This is a genomic window from Methylocaldum sp. GT1TLB, from assembly GCF_051027445.1.
Classification (GTDB): Bacteria; Pseudomonadota; Gammaproteobacteria; order Methylococcales; family Methylococcaceae; genus Methylocaldum.
The window spans coordinates 3,385,736-3,406,917 of record NZ_CP194898.1 but is presented as its reverse complement, the minus strand read 5'-3'; the positions used below and the strand labels follow the sequence as shown (position 1 = coordinate 3,406,917).

Below are 21,182 nucleotides of genomic sequence, written 5' to 3'. Positions count from 1 at the left end.
AGCTATTCGTGCGGGGCCGGTGCCAGGCCCCCTGTAAAGAGTCGGCCGTTGAACTCGGCCAGGTTTTCGATGAACGCTGCATCCATCGCATGCCCCATCTGTTCCTCGAAGATGTCTTTCAGCAGCATCGGCATCATGGCCAGGCTGACGAATGTCATTCTCAGGATGTCGGGGTCTACCGATGGGGCGATCTGTCCATGGCTTTTCAAGTCGGCCACTGTCCGCGCGCCGCGTGTGCGTCCCCGTTCCAGCAATTGCTGAATGAAGCGTCGGCCCGGGCCTTGGTTCAGCGCCAGCACTTTCAGGATCAGCCTGGGAAATTCAGGCCGTTTGGACATCGTGTCGTAGTAGAGACGGGGGAAATCCGTAAAGCCTTTCACCGACGACAGCATCGGGCCGTCCAGCACATCCAGCAACGGGCTCAACGTATCCCGGATCATCTCCTCGTACAGACCTTCCTTGCTGCCGAAGTAGTAACGGATCATCGAAATATTGGCGTCGGCCTTTTCGGCAATCCGTCGGGTCGTGACCTTGTGGTATTCGTCGGCGAGAAAGCATTCGAGAGCCGCCCTGAGCAGCCGGGACCGGACGGGGGCTGGAGCTTGTTCGGCGGCGACAGCCATGGACTTCTCCTATAGCGGATGACGGAAAGCAGAGTAGCATCCGCCTGTTGCCATCGATAGCGGTTTCGCCAATCAAAACGCGTCCTTTGATTGATTCATGGCTCGGCGCGCAGGGCTATTAGCTCTATCGCGTATTCGGCAAAACTTGTTGCGTTGCCGCCAAATCATAACGGATTAATGCTTGCGTTCGGCCATCAGGCGGGGCACACTCCACGACTGTTGAGGCACGGCTAATTTGTCAAGGGGACAAATATGGATATCAAAAATGAAGAAGAACGTTTTGATCCCTCGAAATTCACGCCGATCGGCACTTGGACACTGCTTTGCCTGATCGTCGCCGGAATGGTGATCGCCTGGCTTTTCCTTTACTTCGGGGTGTTTCTGCCGCGCGGCGGCGTCCAGTGAGGTGAGCCATGCACATCCACCCGCTCGAGAGAAGATGGATTTATGTCGTTCTGGCGGTCATCGGCATCTTTCTGCTGGCCATTTTCTACACCGCCATCGCACGAAACATCCATCCGCCCAGTCACATCGAAACCATCGATTCCGCCAGTCTCCATCTGAGCGAGGAATTCGCCGAGGATAAACTCGGCGTTTGGACCCAGCCCGACGGCACGATCAAAGTGACTCTGGTCGCCGCCCGCTACGGGTTCTATCCCCGCGAGATCCAGCTTCCCGCCGGAACCCAAGTGACGTTCCGCATCGCCAGTGCCGACGTCCTGCACGGCATCCATATCCCGATGACCAACATGGGCACGATGGTCGTGCCGGGCTACGTCTCCGAGATCACCACGACCTTTCCGAAGCCTGGCGAATATCCCATGCTCTGCAACGAATACTGCGGGCTCGGGCACGATCACATGTGGAGCAAGGTGACCGTAGTGGCCAAGGAAAGCTGGCCCGCGGCACCCAATGCGCAACCGGTAAGGAGATAAGCGTATGCTCGCAATCGAAATCAGAAAACTGGCGCTGAGCCATTTCGCGGTCGCTTTCGGTGCCTTCGCCTTGGCGGCGGTTATGGGGTTTTACCAGGTGCTGGAGCGCAGCGACCTGATCCCGGCCCTGCAGTCGCCCGGCGTGTACTTCGCTTCCGTCAGCACTCATGGGGTGTTGATGGCTTATGTGCTGACCACCTTTTTCATCATGGGGTTCGGCTACGTCACGGCCGTGTCCAGCCTGAAGATGCCGCTCTGGAATCCGAAATGGGCCTGGATCGGGTTCTGGACCAGCACGGTCGGGACGGGATTGGCCGCGCTTCCCTTGCTGCTCGGCCGGGCCTCGGTGCTGTACACCTTTTATCCGCCGGTGCAGGCCCATGCGCTGTTTTACATCGGTGCGACCCTGCTGCTGGCGGGCTCCTGGGTTTGGTGCGTGATCATGATCGTCATGCACGGGCAATGGAAGAACGCCCATCCGGGCGAGCCGGTCCCCTTGCCGATGTTCGCCACCACCGCCAATGCGATTCTGTGGCTTTGGACCAGCGTGGGCGTCGGCTCGGAGGTGGTGTTTCAGCTCATTCCATGGTCCTTGGGACTGAAGGATACGGTCGATCCCGGGCTTGCCAGGACACTTTTTGCCTGGACCCTGCACCCCATCGTCTATTTCTGGCTGATTCCGGCCTATATCGCGCTTTACAGCTTCGTTCCCAAGGCGGCGGGCGGGAAACTGTTCAGCCACGAACTGGGACGTGCGGCTTTCGTCATGCTCTTGGTGCTCAGTCTGCCGATCGGTTTTCACCATCTTTATATGGACCCCGAACAGAGTGCCGGCTTCAAGCTGTCTCACGGTGCGCTGACCTTTCTTGTGGCTGTGCCGACCTTGCTTACCGCCTTCACGGTGACCGCCTCGCTGGAAATGGCCGGCCGTTCCAAGGGAGGCACGGGCTTGTTCGGCTGGATCGGGGCCTTGCCCTGGCGCAACTCCATGGTGCTCGCGGGCATTCTTGCGGCTGCGATGCTGGTCCTGGGCGGTTTCGGCGGCCTGGTCAACGCGAGTTATGCGATGAATGCCATGGTCCACAATACCGCCTGGGTGGCCGGGCATTTCCATCTGATCTTCGGCGGGACCACCATCATCATGTACATGGCCACGGCCTATTACCTTTGGCCACACGTGACCGGCAAGCCGCTTGTTTCGTCCACGCTGCCGCTCGTGCAACTGTGGTCGTGGTTTTGGGGGTTCGTCATTCTGACGACGGCCTGGCATATTCTCGGGTTGCTCGGCCAGCCGCGCCGCATTTCGACCGTGACCTACAACAGTCCCCTCACCTTCGCGTGGGATCCCTATATATTGACCATGGTCGTCGGGGGAACCGTGCTGACGTTTTCGGCCGTGCTGTTCGTCTATATCCTCGCGAAATCGTACCGACAGCCGGAAACGGCGCCGATTCAGGTGGACGAAATCGAATACGCGGAATCGCTGGACCTGGTGACCCGGGTGCATCCGCTGTTGAACGGTTTCAGAGTGTGGAATATCGCGATCGCGGTGCTCATGCTGGTGAACTTCGGCTATCCGATCGCCCAGTTTTTCCTGATCAAGACCTTTGGCTCGGTCGCGTGGGGGTACTGACATGAAAAAGGGCTATGTTCTCGCATGGATCGTGCTCGCTGCGGCGAACGGTCAAATCTCGGCGGAGCCTTCGACCCAGGTGGCGTGGACCCCGGAAACCCTGAGGTTCGTCAAGAACGGCGATGCCGAGAGGGGTAAGGAACTCGCGCAAGCTTGCGAAGCCTGCCATGCCGCGACGCCGGAAAACGCCGAAAGCGAATTCCCGTATCTTCAAGGGCAATCGGCGACCTATCTCTATAAGCAGCTTCACGATTACAAGAGCGGCAGCCGCTCGAACGAGATCATGGTGGGCATAAGCGCCGGCTTGTCGGATCAGGACATGGCGGACGTCTCGGCCTGGTACAGCCGCCAGCCCCTGCCTTCCGCAAAGAAGGCAGATGAGGTTCCGGACACGATCCGCAAACTCGTCGACCGCGGCGACGGAACGCGCATCGTCGCGCCCTGCGCTGTCTGTCACGGTTCCGCCGGGCAAGGCCAGACCATGGATACGCCGGTTCTCGCCGCCCAAAAGGCCGCCTATCTCGAACAAACGATGCTGGCGTACAAATCCGAGGCGCGCCGCAACGATATCTACCGGCGCATGCGCCTGATCGTGCAGCAGCTCAACGACGAGGAGATCCGGCAGTTGGCGAGGTATTACGCCGGTTTGGAACGCTGATCGATTTTCCCTCTCATTTTTTCGCGTAACCGGAATAAGCGTTAGCCGGTCTGCCGGGAACGGCTAATTCCATTCGGCATGCGTGTGGACATTCATCGTAGGGTGGATTTAGCGGAGCGTAAACCACCGATTGAAGGTCGCTCGGTGGGTTACGGCCTCGCGGCCTAACCCACCCTACAAACATGAATTCCAGATTGAAAGCGACTTGGAATAACGCCTCTTCGACGCCGCTCGGGAAGGCTCATCCTTCTACACGGCTAATGCGTTTTGGTGCCCTCGGGTTTTACCGTACCTTCCGGCGTAACTTCCACGATCGGCAATGGCGTGTCTTTGGTGTGAGGCGGCAGGTGGGTCAATTCGATTTTGGGTTGATCGCCGGTCAAGGTTCTCAAAAAGGTGGTGACCGAGTCGATTTCCGGATCGGTCAGCTTGGCGCCCAGTTGCGCCGTGCCCATGATGGCCACGGCCTGCCGGAGATCCCACACCTGGCCGGAGTGGAAATAAGGAGGCGTCAGCACGATATTCCTCAATGAGGGCACTTTGAAGACGTATTCGTCGCTGGCGGTATTGGTGACGGTGAATCGTCCCTTGTCCTTCAGCGGCAGGATTTCCGCACCGGGTTTTTCCACGACGCCGAAAGGAAAATAGCCGTTGCCGCCGATGTTGATGCCGTTGTGGCAGTTCGAGCAGCCCTTGTCCATGAACAGCGCCAGGCCTTGTTTTTCCGCATCGTTGAGCGCTTTGTCGTCGCCTTTGAGATAGCGGTCGAACTTGGAATTCGGGGTAATCAGGGTCGCTTCGAAGGCCTCGATGGCCTTTGCCAGATTATCGAAGCTCACCGGGTTGGGTTCGTTCGGGAAAGCTTGCTTGAAGCGTTCGACATAGCCGGGGATGGTGTTCAGGGTTTTTTCGAGCCGCTCGGGGGTATTGTTCATCTCCACGCTGGCCTGCAAGGGACCCTTGGCTTGCGTTTGAAGATCGGCCGCCCGCCCGTCCCAGAACTGGGCGATATTGAACACGGAATTCAGCACCGTGGGTGCATTGCGGGGCCCTTTCTGCCATCCGTGTCCGATCGAAGTCTGCTCGAGATCGACGCCGCCCAGCGCCAGGTTGTGGCAGCTATTGCAGCTGATCATCCAACTCCTCGAAAGACGCGGATCGAAGTAGAGCATCTTGCCCAACTCGATCCTTTCCGGCGTAACGACAGTGTTCCGGATGGGCGGCGGTTCGGTGGGAATGGGTTTGAACAGGGCCTGCGCCCTTTGCATAAGCTCCTCGGCTGCCCATGCGTTTCCCACCACCATAAGCGGCAAGCACAAGATTAGTCTTTTCACCTTTCCTCTCCTCGTGAAAACCGAGTACCAGAACCGGCAAGCCCTGGCGAGTGATTATCCTAGAAACGGCAGTTGACCGCTTCGATGCATTAGAGAAGTCCAATGAATCGTAAGTGTCCGACCTTGTACCGATCTCACCTTCTGGGTGAAGCCGCTACGCACCCGATTGCACGGTGGACCGGCCGCCTGGCGGCGTTGCTCCTTCTTGTGGGGGACGGCCCCACGGCGGCGTCGCGCCCCTTCGACGGGGCTCAGGACAGGCTTGCCATCCGGCCGGTCCACCGCACACTCGCGCGCGTCCGACGGCCGTTTCTAGGATTATCGGATCGCATTTCGGCCACTCAAATGCGATTTATCAACTACAAGATTAGAGAATCGTGGAAACGGCCGTCGGACGCGTCCTGGCGCACGGCTGGCGGACCGACTATGGAATTCGAGTGTGGCGTGCGGCGTACGGTTCCGGATACCGGCCGAGAAACGCCTCGAATTCGCCGGCATCGATGGGTTTTTGGAGATAGTATCCTTGGCCGAACCTGCAATAGATGCGCTGCAGGAACGCCAATTGGTCCGCGGTTTCGATACCTTCGGCCACGGCATCCAAATCGAGGTGCTGAGCCAGGTTGACTATGGCTTCCACGATGGCGGCATCTTGTTGATTGTGCCCGATGCTGCGGATGAAGCTGCGGTCGATTTTCAGCTCGTCGAGCGGCAGTTGTTTGAGATAGGCCAGGGAAGAATATCCGGTCCCGAAATCGTCCAAGGATAAACGCACACCAGCCTCTTTCAGCTGCCGCATCTTCTTCAGCGAGCCTTTGAGATCCTCCATCACGACGTTCTCGGTCAGTTCGAGCGCGATCAGGCGAGGATCGACTCCCTGCTGGGCCAAGATCCGCAAGATCGTCTCCACGAGCTGCGGATGGCGGAACTGCACCGGGCTGAGGTTGACCGACACGGTGCGGATGTCGGCGAGCAGGCCCGTTTGTTCCCAGCAGCGCAGATATGCGGCCGTTTGCCCGACGATCCACTCGCCGATGGGCAGTATCAGGCGGGATTCCTCGGCGAGGGAAATCAAGTCCGATGGGCCGATGAGCCCCCTTTCCGGATGCAGCCAGCGCATCAGCACTTCCGCGCCCGAAGGCCGGCCGCTGTGCAAATCGAATTGCGGCTGGAAGTGCAGGCGCAATTCGAGTCGGTCGATTGCATCTCGGAGCTCCTGCTCGAGCGCAAGTCTTTGCTGAGCGTTTTTGTGCATCTGAGGATTGTAGAACCGGATGGCGTTTCGGCCGTCGTGTTTCGATCGGTACATCGCCATGTCCGCATGCTTGAGCAGATCTTCGCCGTTCCCGTCCGCATCGGGAAAAAGGGCGATGCCTATGCTCGAGGTCACATGATAAGAATGATCCCCCAGCCGATAAGGCTCCTCCAGCGAGGCAAGCACTTTCTCGGCTATTTTCCAGCACTTGTCACGGGCGTTCTCGGGTCTATCCGCCAGCTCGCAGAGCAATATCACGAACTCGTCGCCGCCGTACCGCGCTACGGTGTCCTCGCTGCGAACCAGCGAGACCAGGCGATGGGCTATCTGCTGCAATAGCGTGTCTCCCGCCGAATGGCCCAGCGAGTCATTGATGTTCTTGAAGTTGTCGAGATCCAGAAAGAGCAGCGCGCCGTGCCAGCCGTGCCTTCTCGACGCGGCCAATGCTTGCTCGATCCGAACCTGGACGGAGCGGCGATTCTCCAGCCCGGTAAGCTCATCGAAGAGCGCCAGTCGCTCGGCCTTGGCTTCGGCCGCCATGCGAATCTCGACTTCGTTTTCCGCCTGCCGATAGGTGGAATACATGTTGATCATAAGACCGGTCAGTACACAAACGTAGCTGGCGCATTTGAGCACATGGGCCAGATTGAATTCGAGGTCGAACAGGCCACTCGACAAGGGCATGAAGACGGCTTGGGATTCGAAGCTCACGATCAACGACAGTATCATCCAATGCTCGAAACTGTCGGTCTTCCATCGGCCTTTTCTCAGATAACCGATCAAGGCGAGCAGAAAGAGGATTGCCGGAAAGAATTCCTGAGGGCGAAAAAACGGACTCAACAACACAAAATGATGAGACGGCGGGAGCGGTACGAACGCGAAGAAAAGAAAACTCAGCAACGCGGCCCCGGCAGCCGTCGAATAAACGGTTTTTTCGTCGAATCGGCCGGCTGCGCCGAGTTTCGCCTCGCGGCGCCAAATCCACCCGCTCAACAGCAGCGCCGCAGACAGAAAGAAACGGGATGCCATCCAGCTCCACGGTATCAACGACGATAACGCCGAGGGCAAGCGCTGACTCAGCCACTCCGAGGTCACCAGGGCGTGGTGCCCGTCGAGGAGGCCGGTGCCGAGGAAACCGGTGCCGATAACCAGAAAGGTATTGCTCTTGCGGCTGTAGTAGCGGACCAGGGCCATGGCTCCGACGACGAACGCCAGCAGCGTCGCGACCGTTTCCATAATGGTGTGCAGATGCGCCGAGCCGGTCCACGAATGGCCGCGCAACGCGAGGTAGCCGGCGACGAGAAGCAAGGCCACGAGCCCGTAGCTGAACAGACGGGGCCTGACCGGAATATCGGAGTGGATATTGTTCAAGGCAAAGGACGGTTTAAATTGATTAACTTTAGTCAACTATCGTCGACATGATGGTTCGCCTTGGAGCAACAATCCGGATCGTGGGTTTGTACCGGCGGGCACGGTACGCTGCCGTAGGAGCAGAAGACGCAGCAATCCCCCTGCTTGGGCCTCAGCATCCGTCCGCAGCCGGCGCATTCGTAGAACCACTGGCAGGCATCGACGGGCATTTGTTCCTCCCGCGAAAATCCGCACGCCGGGCAGGTGATGATCGATAAGGTTTTCGGTGGCGTTGTCATAAGTTTTTTCCGCTGGAAACCGCCGACCGGGCGAATCAAGCCGATTTTCTCGGGCGGCTTTTCGGAGTGCCGGCGCCTCTCGATTTTCCACGTGGAGGGTTCGGGCGACGCGTAAGCCAGGATCGCCGCAGTCGCCGACACGTTGAGGGATTGTACCTGGCCGGAGCCCGGCAGGGTCACGACGGCTTCGCAAGCCGCCAGCGTCGCCGTCGGTAGCCCATCTTCCTCGTTGCCGAGAACGACGGCAGCGGGGCGCGGGTCTTGCGTCAGCGTTTCCATGGAAACGCCGCGCCCCAGGGCCGTGCCCACGACGCGGTAATCGCGTCTCAAGCGCTTCAGTGCCTCGGGCAAAGACGTGGCCTTGCGGATTTGCAGGTATTCGAGCCCGCCCTCTGCTACCCGATAGGCCGATTCGGAGAGTCCGGCTTGAGCCGGGTGATCGGAAATCACCAGATTCTGAAATCCGAAAAAAGCCAGCGTGCGGGCGATGGCGCCGAGATTATGAGAATTGCTGACGCCGTCCAGGATGAACAGGGGCTGCCCGCTTTGAGCCCACTGATGGGCTTCCCCGAGATCGAGGGGTGGAATCGGGCGCGGCTCGGCAACCGCGACGATACCGCCGTGCAGCATGGTGCCGGCGATGCGTGCCAACTCCTCGGTGTCGACCATGCGGTAGGGACGACGGAGCCGTGCCATATAGGCGCAGAACTCGCCGACCAGGGGCACCATGTGCTCTTCATAAAAAAACCGCAGTACCCGGTCGGGATCGCGCTTGAATAAGGCGGCAACTGCGGGCAGCCCGGCGATTCTGATCGTCCGCTCGGGCGGGTGGGCGATCGGTTTCTCCAGCTGCGGGCGTTTAGGCGCGCGTGATTGGCGGGGTGAGCGGTCCGAGGGACGCGGCGTTTTCGGTTTGGACACGGAAGGAATTGCATAGTAGTTTCTACGGTTTTCCATTCTACCCATTCCGCACCGTCCGCGGTGAGCCAAGACCCGTGTCCCGCCTGATACTTTTCAATAAGCCCTACGACGTTCTGTCTCAGTTTACCGACCGCGCTCACGACCGCGCGACGCTCGCCGATTACATTCCGCTCAAGAACGTGTACCCCGCCGGTCGGCTGGACCGGGACAGCGAAGGACTTCTCCTGCTGACCGACGACGGCCGCTTGCAGGCGCGCATCGCCGATCCGCGTCATAAGTTGCCTAAGGTTTATTGGGCGCAGGTGGAAGGGGTTCCGGACCAGGCAGCGTTGGAGCGGCTGCGGCGCGGGGTGCTGTTGAAGGACGGTCCGACTCGGCCGGCCAAGGCGCGCGTCATGGAGGAGCCTCCGGGTCTTTGGCCGCGCGATCCTCCGATTCGCTATCGTGCCGCCATTCTGACTTCGTGGATCGAACTGACTTTGCGGGAAGGACGCAATCGTCAGGTACGGCGCATGACCGCGGCGGTTGGATTTCCCACTTTGCGTCTCATTCGCTGGGCAATCGGGCCTTGGACGCTGGGCGACCTCAAGCCGGGAGAATGGCGCGAGGCTGAACCGCCCCGATGAACACAGACCTCGCTTCGATCTTCCCGATCGGCGAGGTGAACCCGAAAGACGAACAAATGTCTACAAGATTATGGCTCCGGAAACGGGCCTGAAGGATTCAATGGAAGATCAACGGTATGGATACGAAGCGCGCATCATTTGGCGCTTTGCTGCTTGTAATAGTGCTATGGCTGGCCGACCCGCTGCAAGCGAAATCCATGACTGTAACTGCCACCGCGTACAATTCCGTCGTTGAGCAAACCGACAGCACACCTCATATCGGCGCCTGTAACAAACCCATTGAATCCAAACGCAACGTCATTGCTGTCTCACGCGATCTTTTCGAGATGGGGCTCAATTGCGGAACGAAGGTTAAAGTCCATGGCATGGGTGAATTCGTCGTGCTGGACCGTATGCACGACAGATGGGAACGGCGAATCGATATTCACATGGGCAAGAAGTTGGGGAAAGCGGTAGCTTGGGGCGAGAGAAAAGTCAGAATCTCGTGGTAGGCTCCGATACCGATCCACGCAAACGAATCCGACCTTCGGCTTTGGCCGTGGAACTTAAGGGATGTTTCTATATGGAGATTTTCGATGGAAACGATTCTACTGATTGTTCTGATCCTGCTGATTTTCGGGCTCCTTCCCACGTGGCCGTACAGTAGAGGATGGGGTTATTACCCGAGCGGCATCGTGGGCATCATTCTGATCATCATCGTATTGATGATTTTGTTGTAATCATCGGACCTTCGGCGAAAAGCGGTACTTGAATCGGGCTTCGGCCGAGCGAGACTCTAAACTGCGGCTCACAACGGTCCTCCCCTGAGCCGCAGCAGGTCGAAAAACTCCCGCCTCGTCTTCGGTCCGTAGCTGGCGAAACTGGGCTCTGGGTGTTCCAGGTACTCTTGCTTGATGCCGGCGACGCGGTCGGAAGCGGTGCGCCTTTTTATTTCCTCCGTCGAGATGCCGTAGGGCTTGGCGGCATTCAAGCCGAACACTTTGGTCCGCAATTCCGCAGTAATCTCCGGATAGCCGTGGCGTTCTCTAAGGGGTTCGCCGATCTGGAACGCACGGAAAGCCTGAATCTGGTCTTGGGGGCTGCCGTACCAGATCGAATCGGTTCCCCACAGCACGTTGTTTTCGCCCACGTATTTGAACAGCTTGCCGAGCACATGGGCGGCCTGGCCGGGGTCTCGCATCAGCAGCTTCCAGGTGCTGCCGAGTTCCGCGTAAACATTGCTGTTCGGCGGAATGCCGTTGTCCTGGACGCTCTTGATGAGCGAATCCACACCTGCCGAAGCGTTATTGGGATCGTAGCGCCCTTCCTTGCGTTTCGGCTCGTAGCCGGAGTGATAGACGATAAAGGCGACGTCCGGAAAGCGTTTGGCCACCACGCCGATGTCGCGGCAGGTGGAATGCGTATAGTCGAGGCCGAACAGGGGAAGCCCTTTGTGTATGCAAATCACTTTCACGCCCAGACTGCGCGCTTTTTCGATGAAGGGAATCCCGACGTTGGGATCGTCCAGCCAATACCCTTTTCCCGAGGGTCCCCACTGGGTATAGGTTTTCCAGGCGGCGACGCCGTATTTTTCCTTTTGCATGGACATCGCATCGATTTCGCCCGGCAGGTTGGGACGGACCAAACCGTGGATCAGCAACCGGTGCGAGCCTTGCAGGGCGTCCACCGTGGTCCGCGTGGCGGCGGCGTCTTCTATGGTCAAGGGATCGTCGCCCGGGGCTGCCGGAACGGCGGAGAGGACCGCCATGGTGGTGTCGCTGTCCAGGAATACTTCGCGGATGAAATGCTCCGCCGAGAAGCACTCGATGGCGCCGTCGCCGCAATCGGATTGCGGAAAGAACCGGAGGCTATACGTCCAGCGATTGGTCGGTCTTCGCCACGGCCCCTTGGGATTCACGTGGTGTCCCTGAATGTCAAAGATGAACTCTTTTCCGCCCAAAGCCGCTTGGGCCAGCTCCGGTTCGTAAGCCGCTTCTACCGGAATTTCGTATCGTCCTCCGGTTCGGCCGAAAGCGGCGAACGCCTGGTTCATGGCCAGCAGCGTCGTCGCTGCGCCCGACACCGATTTAAGAAATGTCCGTCGGCTCATGCCGAGCCGCCGCGACACCGTCGAAACCTGGTCGTGCGCTAATCGCTTCGCCATGAATACCGGTTCGGTCAGCGGCATCGGCAGGTATTCGCCATTGGTGGCGGTATCCAGTTTGACGGGCAAACGTCTACCCTCCGGATCGATAGGCGCCATGAGGTTCTCCTTGCTCGATTCGATTCACCGTTTCGAAATCTATTTATGAGACTTGCGATCAAAATGCTTTGTTTCACCTGAAGGCGATTTCTGCCGTTCGCCCTAAGCTTTGCTTTATCATGCAGAGACAAGTCGAAGATCCATAACGTCCGGGAGACACTTTCATGCCCATCAGATTCACCCTCGCTATCGTCGCGTTGATTCTGCTGCTATTCGGCTGCAGCCGCGACGAGCTTGAATTGAAGTTACAGCTCGACGCGCCGGGCGGTTTGCAGCCGGGAGACGCTGTTGTCATTCGGAACCAGAGCGTGGGCAGGGTCACGGACGTGGAAGCAACAGGGCAAAGCGGTTACGTGGCAAAGCTCGCCATCGAGCCCGGGTTTGCTGCGGAGGTCACTCAGAGCGCCCGTTTCGTAGTGGACGAAGACCCTGATAATTCCGAACGGCGTCGTGTCGAAATTCAGCCGGGGAACGCGGGTGACGCGCCTTTGGCGGATGGTGCCACGGTTCGGGGTTCTGTCAGACAGACGCCGCTTTTTCCTCTGGGGGAAATCTTGCGCGGCTTCACCGAGGGGCTCGGTATTCTTCGCGAGCAGGTGGAGCGCTTCGAGTCCGATATGCGGCGGGTGCCGGAATCGGAGGAGGCACAAAAGCTGCGGGACGAATGGGCACGGTTATTGGGCGAGATACAAAGAGCGCAGGCTGCTACCGAAGAGTCCATCAAGAAGGATTTGTTGCCCAGGCTTCAACAGGAACTACAGCAGCTGGAAGACCAACTGCGGTCTCTTGAAGCAACGCCCGGAAAAAAGCCGCAGACGATATGAGGCCGGAATCACGGTTTTTTAGGGCATTTCCGGAGCGAAGCGACGCAAAAAACGTCTTCGGAATTCCGTTTCTTGCTCCGACTCATGTCTAGCTTTCGTACATACGAAGGCGTACGTATTTGTCTTGGAGCTATATGCGGGTTTAATGAAGCCACCTGAAACCGGGAGCGCAGGGTTTCGGTTTCAGGTCCGGAACAGTGGACGTTCCGGTAGGGATTAGGATGTTGCGAAGGGACTTAGGGATGTCGCGAGGAACAGGATGTTCCGAACGGAATAAGGATATTCCGTGCAGGATTTGGAACGCGAACGGACTTAAGGATATCGCAGTAGGAAAGGGATGTTCCGAACGGACTCGGGATGTTTCGAAGGGAGTCGGGGCATTCTGATCCGGAATTCTTCAGCGGACCAAACTTATTTCTTAGTGACAGCGGATGTCGACCCTGAACAGGGATGTTCCCCCTATGGCTGTCTCGTCGGAAGCGCGCTGGTTTTCCATAAAACGCCGATGCGACTGAGATGTCGCCTATTGTTGGGTTCCTGAGACAACTATAACTGCCGGTCCACCGTATCCCGCGCCGGAGCCGAGGGCCGCTGGTCCGCGGGGATTGTTTTTTCGATCCGACAGTCGACCGACCCTACTCGGCCTGCGTGGTAAGCCGCAAAAGGCTTGGTACGGTCAAGCTTCGATATTTGCTTGATGGCCTAGGGCAACCGACAAGCGAAAACAATGGTACGCAAGCCCGAAACTGTTTCTGAACCGTTTTAGCGGTCGGTAGAAAGCAGTTCGGGCCAGCGTTGCAGAGCAGGCCGCATCGAAACAACCTGCTCTTGAAGATGTTTCTCGGCTACCGGTTAGTAACCGCGACGCTGACCGCCGAAGCCACCACCACCGCCACCACCACCACCGCGACGTTGAGTAGAACCGCCACGGTTGTTTTCGCGGGGACGCGCTTCATTGACGGTAATGGAACGGCCGCCGAATTCGGTCTGATTTAATTTATCAATAGCTTCCTGCCCCCCCCGGCTGTCCATCACGACAAAGCCGAAGCCCTTGGATTGTCCGGTAAAGCGATCGGTGATCAGATTAACCGATTGAACCTCGCCATACTGGGAGAACAGCCCACGAAGCTCGTCTTCCGTGGTCTGGAATGATAAGTTGCCTACATAAATATTCTTCATTTGAAAATAACTCCCGCTCCGACACGCGCCGGAACATCAACAAACAAAACCGGCCTCCAAGGCCGAGGACAAACCTACGAGTTACTTCTTGAGGTATGAGGCGAGGACTTCGGGAACAGAGCGAGAACGACGCCGGATCCAGGAAGGAATTACCAAATGCCGCTGAAGGAACGTGTCAGGTTCCCGAACTCTAGCATGAGGATATGGCTTTGCCTATGGTTATTTCTACGAATCCCGCATCGGGCAAAAGTATGTTTATGCCGGTTATGATTTGATTCGATCCGAGGGAAAATCCGGACGATGATGGTGGATTTGCAATCCGTCCCGGTATCGGGAAACATTCGCTCGATCGAAAGCCTTCATCTCTCATTCGCCCAAGCCCTCGAAACTCTTCCTAAAACAGATCCGCTCTTGATTTCCAACCATCCCCATCGAACCGCCTGTTGCGCGGAAGGCGGCCGTATGTGGCAAGGACGAATGCGCGGACTGGCCTACATGGTCATTGCCGCTTTCCTGTTTTCGGTGATGGGAGTAGGTGTGTACGGCGCGGCCCTAACCGTCCCTCCGGTTGCTGCGCCTATGGTTAGTTTCATTCGGGTGACGGTGAATCTCGTCATCCTCGTGGCGCCGGCACTGTGGTTCAAGCAGGGATGGGCCTTATTCGGCGACCGGCGGGCTTCGCTGTGGTTGCGCGGTCTATTCGGTGCGGTCTCGCTGATGCTCTCGTTCGCGGCTATTCAGCGGATCGGGCCCGGCGAGAGCGCGTTTTTGTCGGCGAGCAGCGGCATGTTCGTGGCTCTGTTGGGGCCCGCCGTTTTATCGCAGCGAAACCCGCTGTCCGTCTGGCTGGCCATATTCGGCTCGCTCGCAGGCCTTTTTCTGCTATTTCAGCCGAGGCTCGGCCCTTCGGACTTTCTCGGGCGGGCTATGGCGCTGGGGTCCGGATTTCTGGCCGCTCTGGCGTACTTGATGGTTGCCCGCGCCGGCCGGAGTAATCCGCCGCAGGCCGTGGTTTTCTATTTCTGCCTGGTCGCTGTGGCGATTCATCTGGTTTATTTCGGAATTTATGGCGTCCTTTGGCCGTCCACGCAGAATGCTTGGGGCTGGGTGATGCTCGCGGGGATTTCCGGCAGCGGTGCCCAGTTGTACATGACGCGAGCCTATCAAATGGCCCCGGCCGCCTTGGTCAGCTCCGTGGGCTACATCGGTCCGGTTATGAGCGTGATTTGGGGCGTGTTGCTGTTCGCGAAGGTCCCCGATCAGAAAGCCCTGGCCGGTTGCATGCTGGTCTTGCTTTGCGGAGTCTTCCTGCCGTTCTCGGCCGTCCGTTCACGTGCCGAGAAATGAGAGGTCGACTGCGTTGGCGGGCACCGGGCGGGGGGCGAAACTGAACTCGGAAGACGGAACCGACTTGCCGAATAAATAACCCTGGCCCAGTTGACACCCTTCTGCGGCGAGAAACGCGTGTTGCGCCGCCGTTTCCACACCCTCTGCGATCAACTCCAGGCGGAGCGAGCGAGCCATTGCCGCAATCGCCCGAATGATCGCGTCATTATTCTCGTGCGGCACATCCATGACGAAGGATTGGTCGATCTTCAGGCGATGTACGGGTAATTGTTTCAAATAACCCAGGCTGGAATAGCCGGTGCCGAAATCGTCGACTGCAAGATTCACGCCGAGTGTGCGCAGGTCTTCGAGAATGCGCAGCGTTTTCTCCATCTGCTGCATGACGACGGTTTCGGTAATCTCGACCTCCAGATATCGTGCGTCGAGACCGGTTTCCGCGAGTGTGCGGGAGACGAGTTCGACCAGATCCGAATCGTGTAATTGCTGACTGGAGACATTGACGGCGATTTGCTGGAAGGAAAACCCGTGATCGAGCCAAGTCTTGGCCTGGCGGCACGCTTCGCGAAGCACGAATTCGCCGATTTGGCAGATGATTCCGCTTTCCTCGGCGAGCGGGATGAATTTGGTGGGCGATACGAGACCGATTTCCGGATGGCACCACCGTACCAGTGCTTCGGCTCCCGATACGGCGCCGTCGAGCAAATTGATTTGGGGTTGATAAAAGACTTCGAGCTCGCCCCGTTTGAGCGCCTGGCGTAATTGGGTTTCCAGCCGGACTTTTTCCAGGATCTCTTGGGTTAGCGATTTGCTGTAGAACTGGAAGCGATTCCGTCCCAGCCGCTTGGCGTGATACATCGCCGCATCGGCATGTCGAATCAGGTCGTCGGTGCCTTTCGCATCGTCCGGATAAATGCTGATGCCGATGCTGGGGGTGATGAACAGCTCGTGTTCGTCGACACGGACCGGCTCGCTGAGCGCGTTGACCAGCACTTCGGCGAGCATTGCCGCGCACGCCGGGGTCTTGATGCGCTCCTGGGCGATGGCGAATTCGTCGCCCCCCAGTCTGGCTACGGTATCGTTCTCGTGGACGGCGGAAGTCAGTCGCGATGCAATCTCGCACAGCAACTGATCGCCCACGGCATGGCCCAGGCTGTCGTTGATGTTCTTGAAACGGTCCAGGTCTATGAAGAGGACGGCTACCCGATGTCCTTCGCGATGGGCGTGAGATAAGGCGTGATCCACCCGATCCGTGAGCAGCAGGCGGTTGGGCAATTGGGTGAGGGCATCGTGGTGCGCGAGTTGGAACAATTGCTTCTCGAATTGCTTGACGCCGCTGATATCCGAAACCACGGCGACATAGTTCAGAATTTGGCCGTCCCGATCGCGAATTGCGCTGACGTTCTCGAGGGCAGGAAAGATTTCGCCGTTCTTGCGCCGGTTCCAGAGCTCGCCGCGCCATTGCCCGGTTGTCCGGATCGCGGCCCAAAGTTCTTTGTAAACAGCGCCGTTGTGTCGCTTGGACTGCCAAAGACGCGGCGTCTTGCCGAGCAAATCGGATTCGGGATAGCCGGTAATCGCGGTAAACGCTCGGTTGACGGCAACGATTCGAGTTTCGGCATCGGTAATGACGATCCCTTCGGTGGTATTTTCGAATGCCGCTTGGGCGAGACGGAGCTCGGTTTCGATCCGTTTTTCCGCGGTTATGTCGCGGGTGATGCCGTCGAGTCGGGTGCGTTCTCCGGCCGCATCGGTGACTGGATAACCCATATCGTGGACCCAACGGATCTCTCCGTCGGCGCGAACGATCCGGTACACGGCATCGAAGTTGGCGCCTTGGAGGAGATCGGCGAATCCGGCATGAACGAACGGGCGGTCGTCCGGGTGGACAACATTCAGCCAGAGTTCCGGATCGGCATAGAATTCCTCCGGTTTGTGGCCGTAAATATTTTCGACGACTTTGTTGACGAACAGCACTTTTCCGCCATCCGGAGAGACGCTCCACACGGCATCTCGCATGTTGATCAGAATGCTCTCCAGATGTTCGCGCTCTTCCTCGAGCTGCCGCGTCGATTCCACGACCCGTTGCTCGAGAAGCTCTCCGCGGTTTCGTAGCATGGACTGCGTGGACTTTTGCTCGGCCACCAACGCCGACATGACGTACGTGGTGCCGCCGACGATGAGTATGAAGGCGTCGAGCAGCAGAAAAGAGGCGTTCGTCGGGTACTGGGAAAATGGCCCGATTCCGTTCGCCGTGCTCGCCGACGCGATCAGAACGTTGAGGGCCAATGTCGAAGCGATGGCGAGCGGGCCGAGGCGGAAAGCCGCCCAAATGAGAGTGGGAATGGTGAAAAAGACCAACGGATAGTGAGCGGTATCCGGATGCAGCCATCCACCGAAGGCATAAAGCGCGGTCAATACTGTCAGCACTGTATGGAGTGCTTGTTCCAAGCTTAAAGCTTCAAGCTTAGAGCGAGCGGCCAACGCCAGAAAAAGCGGGGTCACCACGAGCGCTCCGCATGCATTGCCCAGCCACCAGGTCCACCATAGATCGCAAATCGAGCGGGATGCATCTGGTTCCAACAGCATCACGCTCAAGCTTCCAATGCCGGCGCTGACAAGAGGAGCAGCCAGCACGCCGAACCTCAAAAAGCGAAATACGTTCCGAACCGTACAAAAAATCCGGTCCGAGGGCACGGCGCGGGCGATCAATGTGGCTCCGGCGACGGCCTCGAGCGTGTTGCCGACGGCGATCGGGAATGCGGAAAGCCATGCACCGGTCGTGAGATTGACTGCCAGGGCGCCGAGAAAAACGCCAGGCCACCAGCGCTGGCCGAAGGCGAGACACGCGGCCAGGGCGAGGCCGGTCGGAGGCCAGATGGGAGTGACTTTGACGTGGACTGTCGCCAGCAACAGAGCGGATTTCGCCGTCAGAAAATAGGACGCGGCGAAAATGACCAAGCTGAGCGGATAAGTGAGCCGCCCGCTCGTAAGCTTGGGTCGGGAGACGGATGCCATCGTTTTTGAATGTCAGATGCTAAACGAGCCGCGAGGCGGAGTTATCGGCCGAAGACTTTAAACATAACCCGCGATAAATGAAAGCTCGTTTCGCCCGGAAACCAGATTTGGACTTGCCGGGGACTCAGGGGTGTCGTCGTTTACCGGAACGGCGTTTCGGTTTAATGCTGTTCCTCTTGTCGGAAGACGGTGTTTCGACGATGCGGTGCGGGAAACGATCCATTGTGCGCAAATCGGGAAAGCCGTACATCCAAACTATGGCGACGGCCAGTGTGACCGCTCCCCCGACGATAATGGCGGGAGTGAGGCCGAACCAAGCGGCGGTCAGGCCGGATTCGAATTCGCCCAGTTCGTTCGAAGCGCCGATGAAGACCGAATTGACGGCGCTCACTCGCCCGCGAATCGTGTCGGGCGTTTCGAGCTGGACCAGCATGTGGCGGATGTAAACGCTGACCATGTCACCGGCGCCCAGCAAGAAAAGCGCGGCGAGCGACAAGGGAAAACTCGTCGACAGGCCTAGCACGATGATAGCCGCCCCGAACACAGCGACGCCGCCGAACATCCAGCGTCCGACATGTCGGGAGATGGGCGCGAAGGCGAGCAACATGGCAGTCAGGGCGGCGCCGGCTCCGGGTGCGGTGCGAAGCAGGCCCAACCCGGTCGGGCCTACGTGCAGAATATCGCTGGCATAGGCCGGCAGTAGCGCCGTGGCGCCGCCGAACAGAACGGCGAACAAATCGAGCGAAATGGCGCCGAATACGGTGGGCCGCGAACGTACGAAGTGCAAGCCGTCCAGAACGGTATGCCAGCTCATGGGTTCGCGGCCGTTGGTCCGCCAGGGAAGGCTGCGCATCGACAGAATCAGGATTGCCGAGAGTCCGAGCAGCACCGACACCGTCGTGTAGACAGTCATGGGCCCCGCAAGATATAGGACGCCGCCGAGTGCCGGACCCGTAATCACCGCCAGTTGAAAGCTCGATGAACTGAGCGCTACGGCATTGCTGAAGCTTTCGGCGGGGACCAGATTGATTACGATCGCCTGGCTGGACGGCATCATGAACGCCCGCGCCGATCCGTAGAGCGCCATGACGGCAAATACCGGCCACACGACCTTTAGGCCAGTTAGGGTGAACCCGATCAGCAATAGGCCGCATAGCATTTCCACGGCATAACAGAGCATGATGATGCGGCGCCGGTCGAAGCGGTCCGCCAGTTGGCCGGCTATCAACACGAGCGGCACGAAAGGCGCGAACTGGGCGAGCCCTACAAGTCCGAGATCGAGCGCGTCGCCGGTAAGCGCGTAGACTTGCCAACCCACGGCCACGCTTTGCATTTGCACCGCAACGGCGCCGAGAAATCGGGCGCACAGGTAAAGCACGAAATTGCGATGGCGGAGTGCGGACGTTTTGGTCGTGGATAATGACATGTATTCCGGAGAAAGTTGTCAGCGCGCGTGGATGGTTGGGGTCGAGCTTGCGCCCCGGTGGGCGAGCGGAACGCCTTCCGGAGGTTCGGAGCGCGAACTCGACAGCCCGCTACTTGCCAATGCAAAAACTGGCGAAAATCCGGCCTAAAAGGTCTTCGTTCGTGAATTCGCCGGTGATTTCCGATAAGGCGTTTTGAGCTTCGCGAAGGTCTTCGGCGAGGAGTTCGGCGGCGCGGATTTGGAGTTGCGTTTCGGCGTTCTCGATGAGGCTTTCGGCACGGCTTAGCGCATCGAGATGGCGGCGGCGGGCGATGAAAACATCGTTCGCCTCACTGTCGTAGCCCATCGAGGCTTTGAGGTGTTTACGAAGATGTTCGAGGCCTTCGCCGGTCTTGGCGGATAGATACACGGCGGGACCTTTCCGTTCTTCGATGAAACCGGCCGGTTTTCCGGTGAGATCGATCTTGTTGTAGACGCGGGTGAGCGGGATGTCTGCGGGCAGGCTCTGGAGCAGGGCTTCCCCTTCTTCCGGAGTGCGATCATCGATCAACAGCAATATCCGGTCGGCCTTGTGAATTTCGTCTCGGGCCCGCTTTATGCCTTCGCGTTCGACAATATCCTCGCTCTCCCGCAGACCGGCGGTGTCCACCACGTGCAGGGGCATGCCGTCGATCTGGATATGTTCTCGCAAGGTATCGCGGGTGGTACCTGCGATTTCGGTGACGATGGCGGCTTCACGTCCCGCCAATCGGTTGAGTAGGCTGGATTTTCCGGCATTTGGGCGGCCGGCGATGACAACGGTCATGCCTTCGCGCAATAGACAGCCCTGTTGGGCGGAATGGCGGATATGCCGGAGCGTCGCCGAGAGGTCTGCGAGCTTTTCGGCAATACGGCCTTCGGACAGGAAATCGATGTCTTCGTCGACGAAGTCGATGGACGCTTCCACGTACTGCCTCAGTTCGATCAGGGCTTCGACGAGTTGGTGGATGCGGATCGAGAACTCGCCCTGAAGAGAGCGCTGCGCGGACCGGGCGGCCTGCTCTGTCGTGCTTTCGATCAAATCGGCGATGGCCTCCGCCTGCGCAAGATCGATCTTGTCGTTGAGGAAAGCCCGTTCGCTGAATTCTCCCGGGCGCGCCAGCCGAACGCCTGAGGCCAGGACGCGACGCAGCAGCAAATCGAGGACGACCGGACCGCCGTGCGCGTGCAACTCGAGGACGTCTTCGCCAGTAAAAGAATGGGGTGACGGAAAGTACAGGGCTAATCCGGTATCGAGGACCGAACCATCCAAATCATAGAAATGACCGTAGTGGGCGTAGCGCGGCTCAAGTTCTTTGCGTAGCAGCGCGCGCATCAGTGTGGGGACAGCGTTGCCGGAGATGCGGATTACGCCGATGCCGCCCCGGCCGGGAGGCGTGGCAATGGCGCCTATGGTGTCGCGAGATAATGTGTTCATAGAGTGGATTCCGGAACAAGCATTCGTTCCGGATCAAAGCAGAGAAGCCGGCGTATCGCATC

18 protein-coding genes and 1 pseudogene are annotated in these 21,182 nt (G+C 58.6%); 9 read left to right on the top strand and 10 right to left on the bottom strand.

Translation table 11 applies throughout. The features are described 5' to 3' along the window. Positions 1 to 2 precede the first annotated feature (2 nt). Positions 3 to 623: a TetR/AcrR family transcriptional regulator gene (locus tag ACR2R1_RS14820; protein WP_434110709.1), complete on the bottom strand. Its 621-nt coding sequence runs from the start codon at positions 621 to 623 to the stop codon at positions 3 to 5. Positions 624 to 875: 252 nt separating this feature from the next. On the opposite strand from ACR2R1_RS14820, the gene ACR2R1_RS14815 reads away from it, so the two are divergent. Genes ACR2R1_RS14815 through ACR2R1_RS14800 form a run of 4 tightly spaced genes read left to right on the top strand, consistent with a single transcriptional unit; the run spans position 876 to position 3,849 of the window. After that, positions 876 to 1,028 (top strand): hypothetical protein, encoded by a 153-nt coding sequence (locus tag ACR2R1_RS14815; RefSeq protein WP_166642458.1) that lies wholly within the window; start codon positions 876 to 878, stop codon positions 1,026 to 1,028. Between the two features lie 8 nt (positions 1,029 to 1,036). Then, positions 1,037 to 1,558: a cupredoxin domain-containing protein gene (locus tag ACR2R1_RS14810; protein WP_077728254.1), complete on the top strand. Its 522-nt coding sequence runs from the start codon at positions 1,037 to 1,039 to the stop codon at positions 1,556 to 1,558. A 4-nt stretch (positions 1,559 to 1,562) separates the two neighbouring features. Then, on the top strand, positions 1,563 to 3,191 hold the full coding sequence (locus tag ACR2R1_RS14805) for a cbb3-type cytochrome c oxidase subunit I (RefSeq protein ID WP_434110707.1): 1,629 nt from the start codon (positions 1,563 to 1,565) through the stop codon (positions 3,189 to 3,191). Position 3,192: 1 nt separating this feature from the next. Further along, positions 3,193 to 3,849, top strand: coding sequence for a c-type cytochrome (locus tag ACR2R1_RS14800; RefSeq protein ID WP_434110704.1), 657 nt, complete (start codon positions 3,193 to 3,195; stop codon positions 3,847 to 3,849). Between the two features lie 257 nt (positions 3,850 to 4,106). On the opposite strand, the gene ACR2R1_RS14795 is transcribed toward ACR2R1_RS14800, so the two are convergent. The 4 genes and pseudogenes from ACR2R1_RS14795 to ACR2R1_RS14780 form a co-directional block, all read right to left on the bottom strand. Continuing rightward, on the bottom strand, positions 4,107 to 5,183 hold the full coding sequence (locus tag ACR2R1_RS14795) for a cytochrome-c peroxidase (RefSeq protein WP_168183836.1): 1,077 nt from the start codon (positions 5,181 to 5,183) through the stop codon (positions 4,107 to 4,109). 424 nt (positions 5,184 to 5,607) lie between these two features. After that, on the bottom strand, positions 5,608 to 7,842 hold the full coding sequence (locus tag ACR2R1_RS14790) for an EAL domain-containing protein (RefSeq protein WP_156879920.1): 2,235 nt from the start codon (positions 7,840 to 7,842) through the stop codon (positions 5,608 to 5,610). After that, positions 7,839 to 8,084, bottom strand: coding sequence for a GDCCVxC domain-containing (seleno)protein (locus ACR2R1_RS14785; RefSeq protein ID WP_086134458.1), 246 nt, complete (start codon positions 8,082 to 8,084; stop codon positions 7,839 to 7,841). The genes ACR2R1_RS14790 and ACR2R1_RS14785 overlap by 4 nt, the downstream gene beginning before the upstream one ends. 123 nt (positions 8,085 to 8,207) lie before the next feature. Continuing rightward, positions 8,208 to 9,041 (bottom strand): annotated as a pseudogene (locus ACR2R1_RS14780) (TrmH family RNA methyltransferase); the annotation flags it as partial. Between the two features lie 38 nt (positions 9,042 to 9,079). On the opposite strand from ACR2R1_RS14780, the gene ACR2R1_RS14775 reads away from it, so the two are divergent. From ACR2R1_RS14775 to ACR2R1_RS14765, 3 genes are all read left to right on the top strand, one after another. Then, positions 9,080 to 9,631: an rRNA large subunit pseudouridine synthase E gene (locus ACR2R1_RS14775; protein WP_434110700.1), complete on the top strand. Its 552-nt coding sequence runs from the start codon at positions 9,080 to 9,082 to the stop codon at positions 9,629 to 9,631. 116 nt (positions 9,632 to 9,747) lie between these two features. Continuing rightward, positions 9,748 to 10,122, top strand: coding sequence for a 3D domain-containing protein (locus ACR2R1_RS14770; RefSeq protein WP_086134445.1), 375 nt, complete (start codon positions 9,748 to 9,750; stop codon positions 10,120 to 10,122). Positions 10,123 to 10,206: 84 nt separating this feature from the next. Beyond that, the gene (locus ACR2R1_RS14765) at positions 10,207 to 10,350 is read left to right on the top strand and encodes a DUF3309 family protein (RefSeq protein ID WP_077728224.1); all 144 of its coding nucleotides are present in this window, start codon (positions 10,207 to 10,209) and stop codon (positions 10,348 to 10,350) included. Positions 10,351 to 10,418: 68 nt separating this feature from the next. Here the strand turns inward: ACR2R1_RS14765 and ACR2R1_RS14760 are convergent, their stop codons facing one another. Continuing rightward, the gene (locus ACR2R1_RS14760; protein WP_434110698.1) at positions 10,419 to 11,873 is read right to left on the bottom strand and encodes an amidohydrolase family protein; all 1,455 of its coding nucleotides are present in this window, start codon (positions 11,871 to 11,873) and stop codon (positions 10,419 to 10,421) included. Positions 11,874 to 12,037: 164 nt separating this feature from the next. On the opposite strand from ACR2R1_RS14760, the gene ACR2R1_RS14755 reads away from it, so the two are divergent. Continuing rightward, positions 12,038 to 12,697, top strand: coding sequence for a hypothetical protein (locus ACR2R1_RS14755; RefSeq protein ID WP_133716370.1), 660 nt, complete (start codon positions 12,038 to 12,040; stop codon positions 12,695 to 12,697). 852 nt (positions 12,698 to 13,549) lie between these two features. Here the strand turns inward: ACR2R1_RS14755 and ACR2R1_RS14750 are convergent. After that, complete coding sequence (locus ACR2R1_RS14750; protein WP_434110696.1) at positions 13,550 to 13,876, bottom strand: RNA recognition motif domain-containing protein; 327 nt, start codon at positions 13,874 to 13,876, stop codon at positions 13,550 to 13,552. A 462-nt stretch (positions 13,877 to 14,338) separates the two neighbouring features. On the opposite strand from ACR2R1_RS14750, the gene ACR2R1_RS14745 reads away from it, so the two are divergent. Continuing rightward, positions 14,339 to 15,223, top strand: a complete 885-nt coding sequence (locus ACR2R1_RS14745) for a DMT family transporter (RefSeq protein ID WP_434110694.1) — start codon at positions 14,339 to 14,341, stop codon at positions 15,221 to 15,223. Here ACR2R1_RS14745 and ACR2R1_RS14740 read toward each other — a convergent pair. From ACR2R1_RS14740 to mnmE, 3 genes are all read right to left on the bottom strand, one after another. Then, a complete protein-coding gene (locus tag ACR2R1_RS14740; protein ID WP_434110692.1) occupies positions 15,206 to 18,238 on the bottom strand; it encodes a bifunctional diguanylate cyclase/phosphodiesterase in 3,033 nt (1,010 codons plus the stop codon). The genes ACR2R1_RS14745 and ACR2R1_RS14740 overlap by 18 nt on opposite strands. A gap of 124 nt (positions 18,239 to 18,362) precedes the next feature. Beyond that, positions 18,363 to 19,664, bottom strand: coding sequence for an MFS transporter (locus ACR2R1_RS14735; protein ID WP_434110690.1), 1,302 nt, complete (start codon positions 19,662 to 19,664; stop codon positions 18,363 to 18,365). Positions 19,665 to 19,773: 109 nt separating this feature from the next. Further along, positions 19,774 to 21,120, bottom strand: coding sequence for a tRNA uridine-5-carboxymethylaminomethyl(34) synthesis GTPase MnmE (mnmE, locus tag ACR2R1_RS14730; RefSeq protein ID WP_434110688.1), 1,347 nt, complete (start codon positions 21,118 to 21,120; stop codon positions 19,774 to 19,776). Positions 21,121 to 21,182 lie beyond the last annotated feature (62 nt).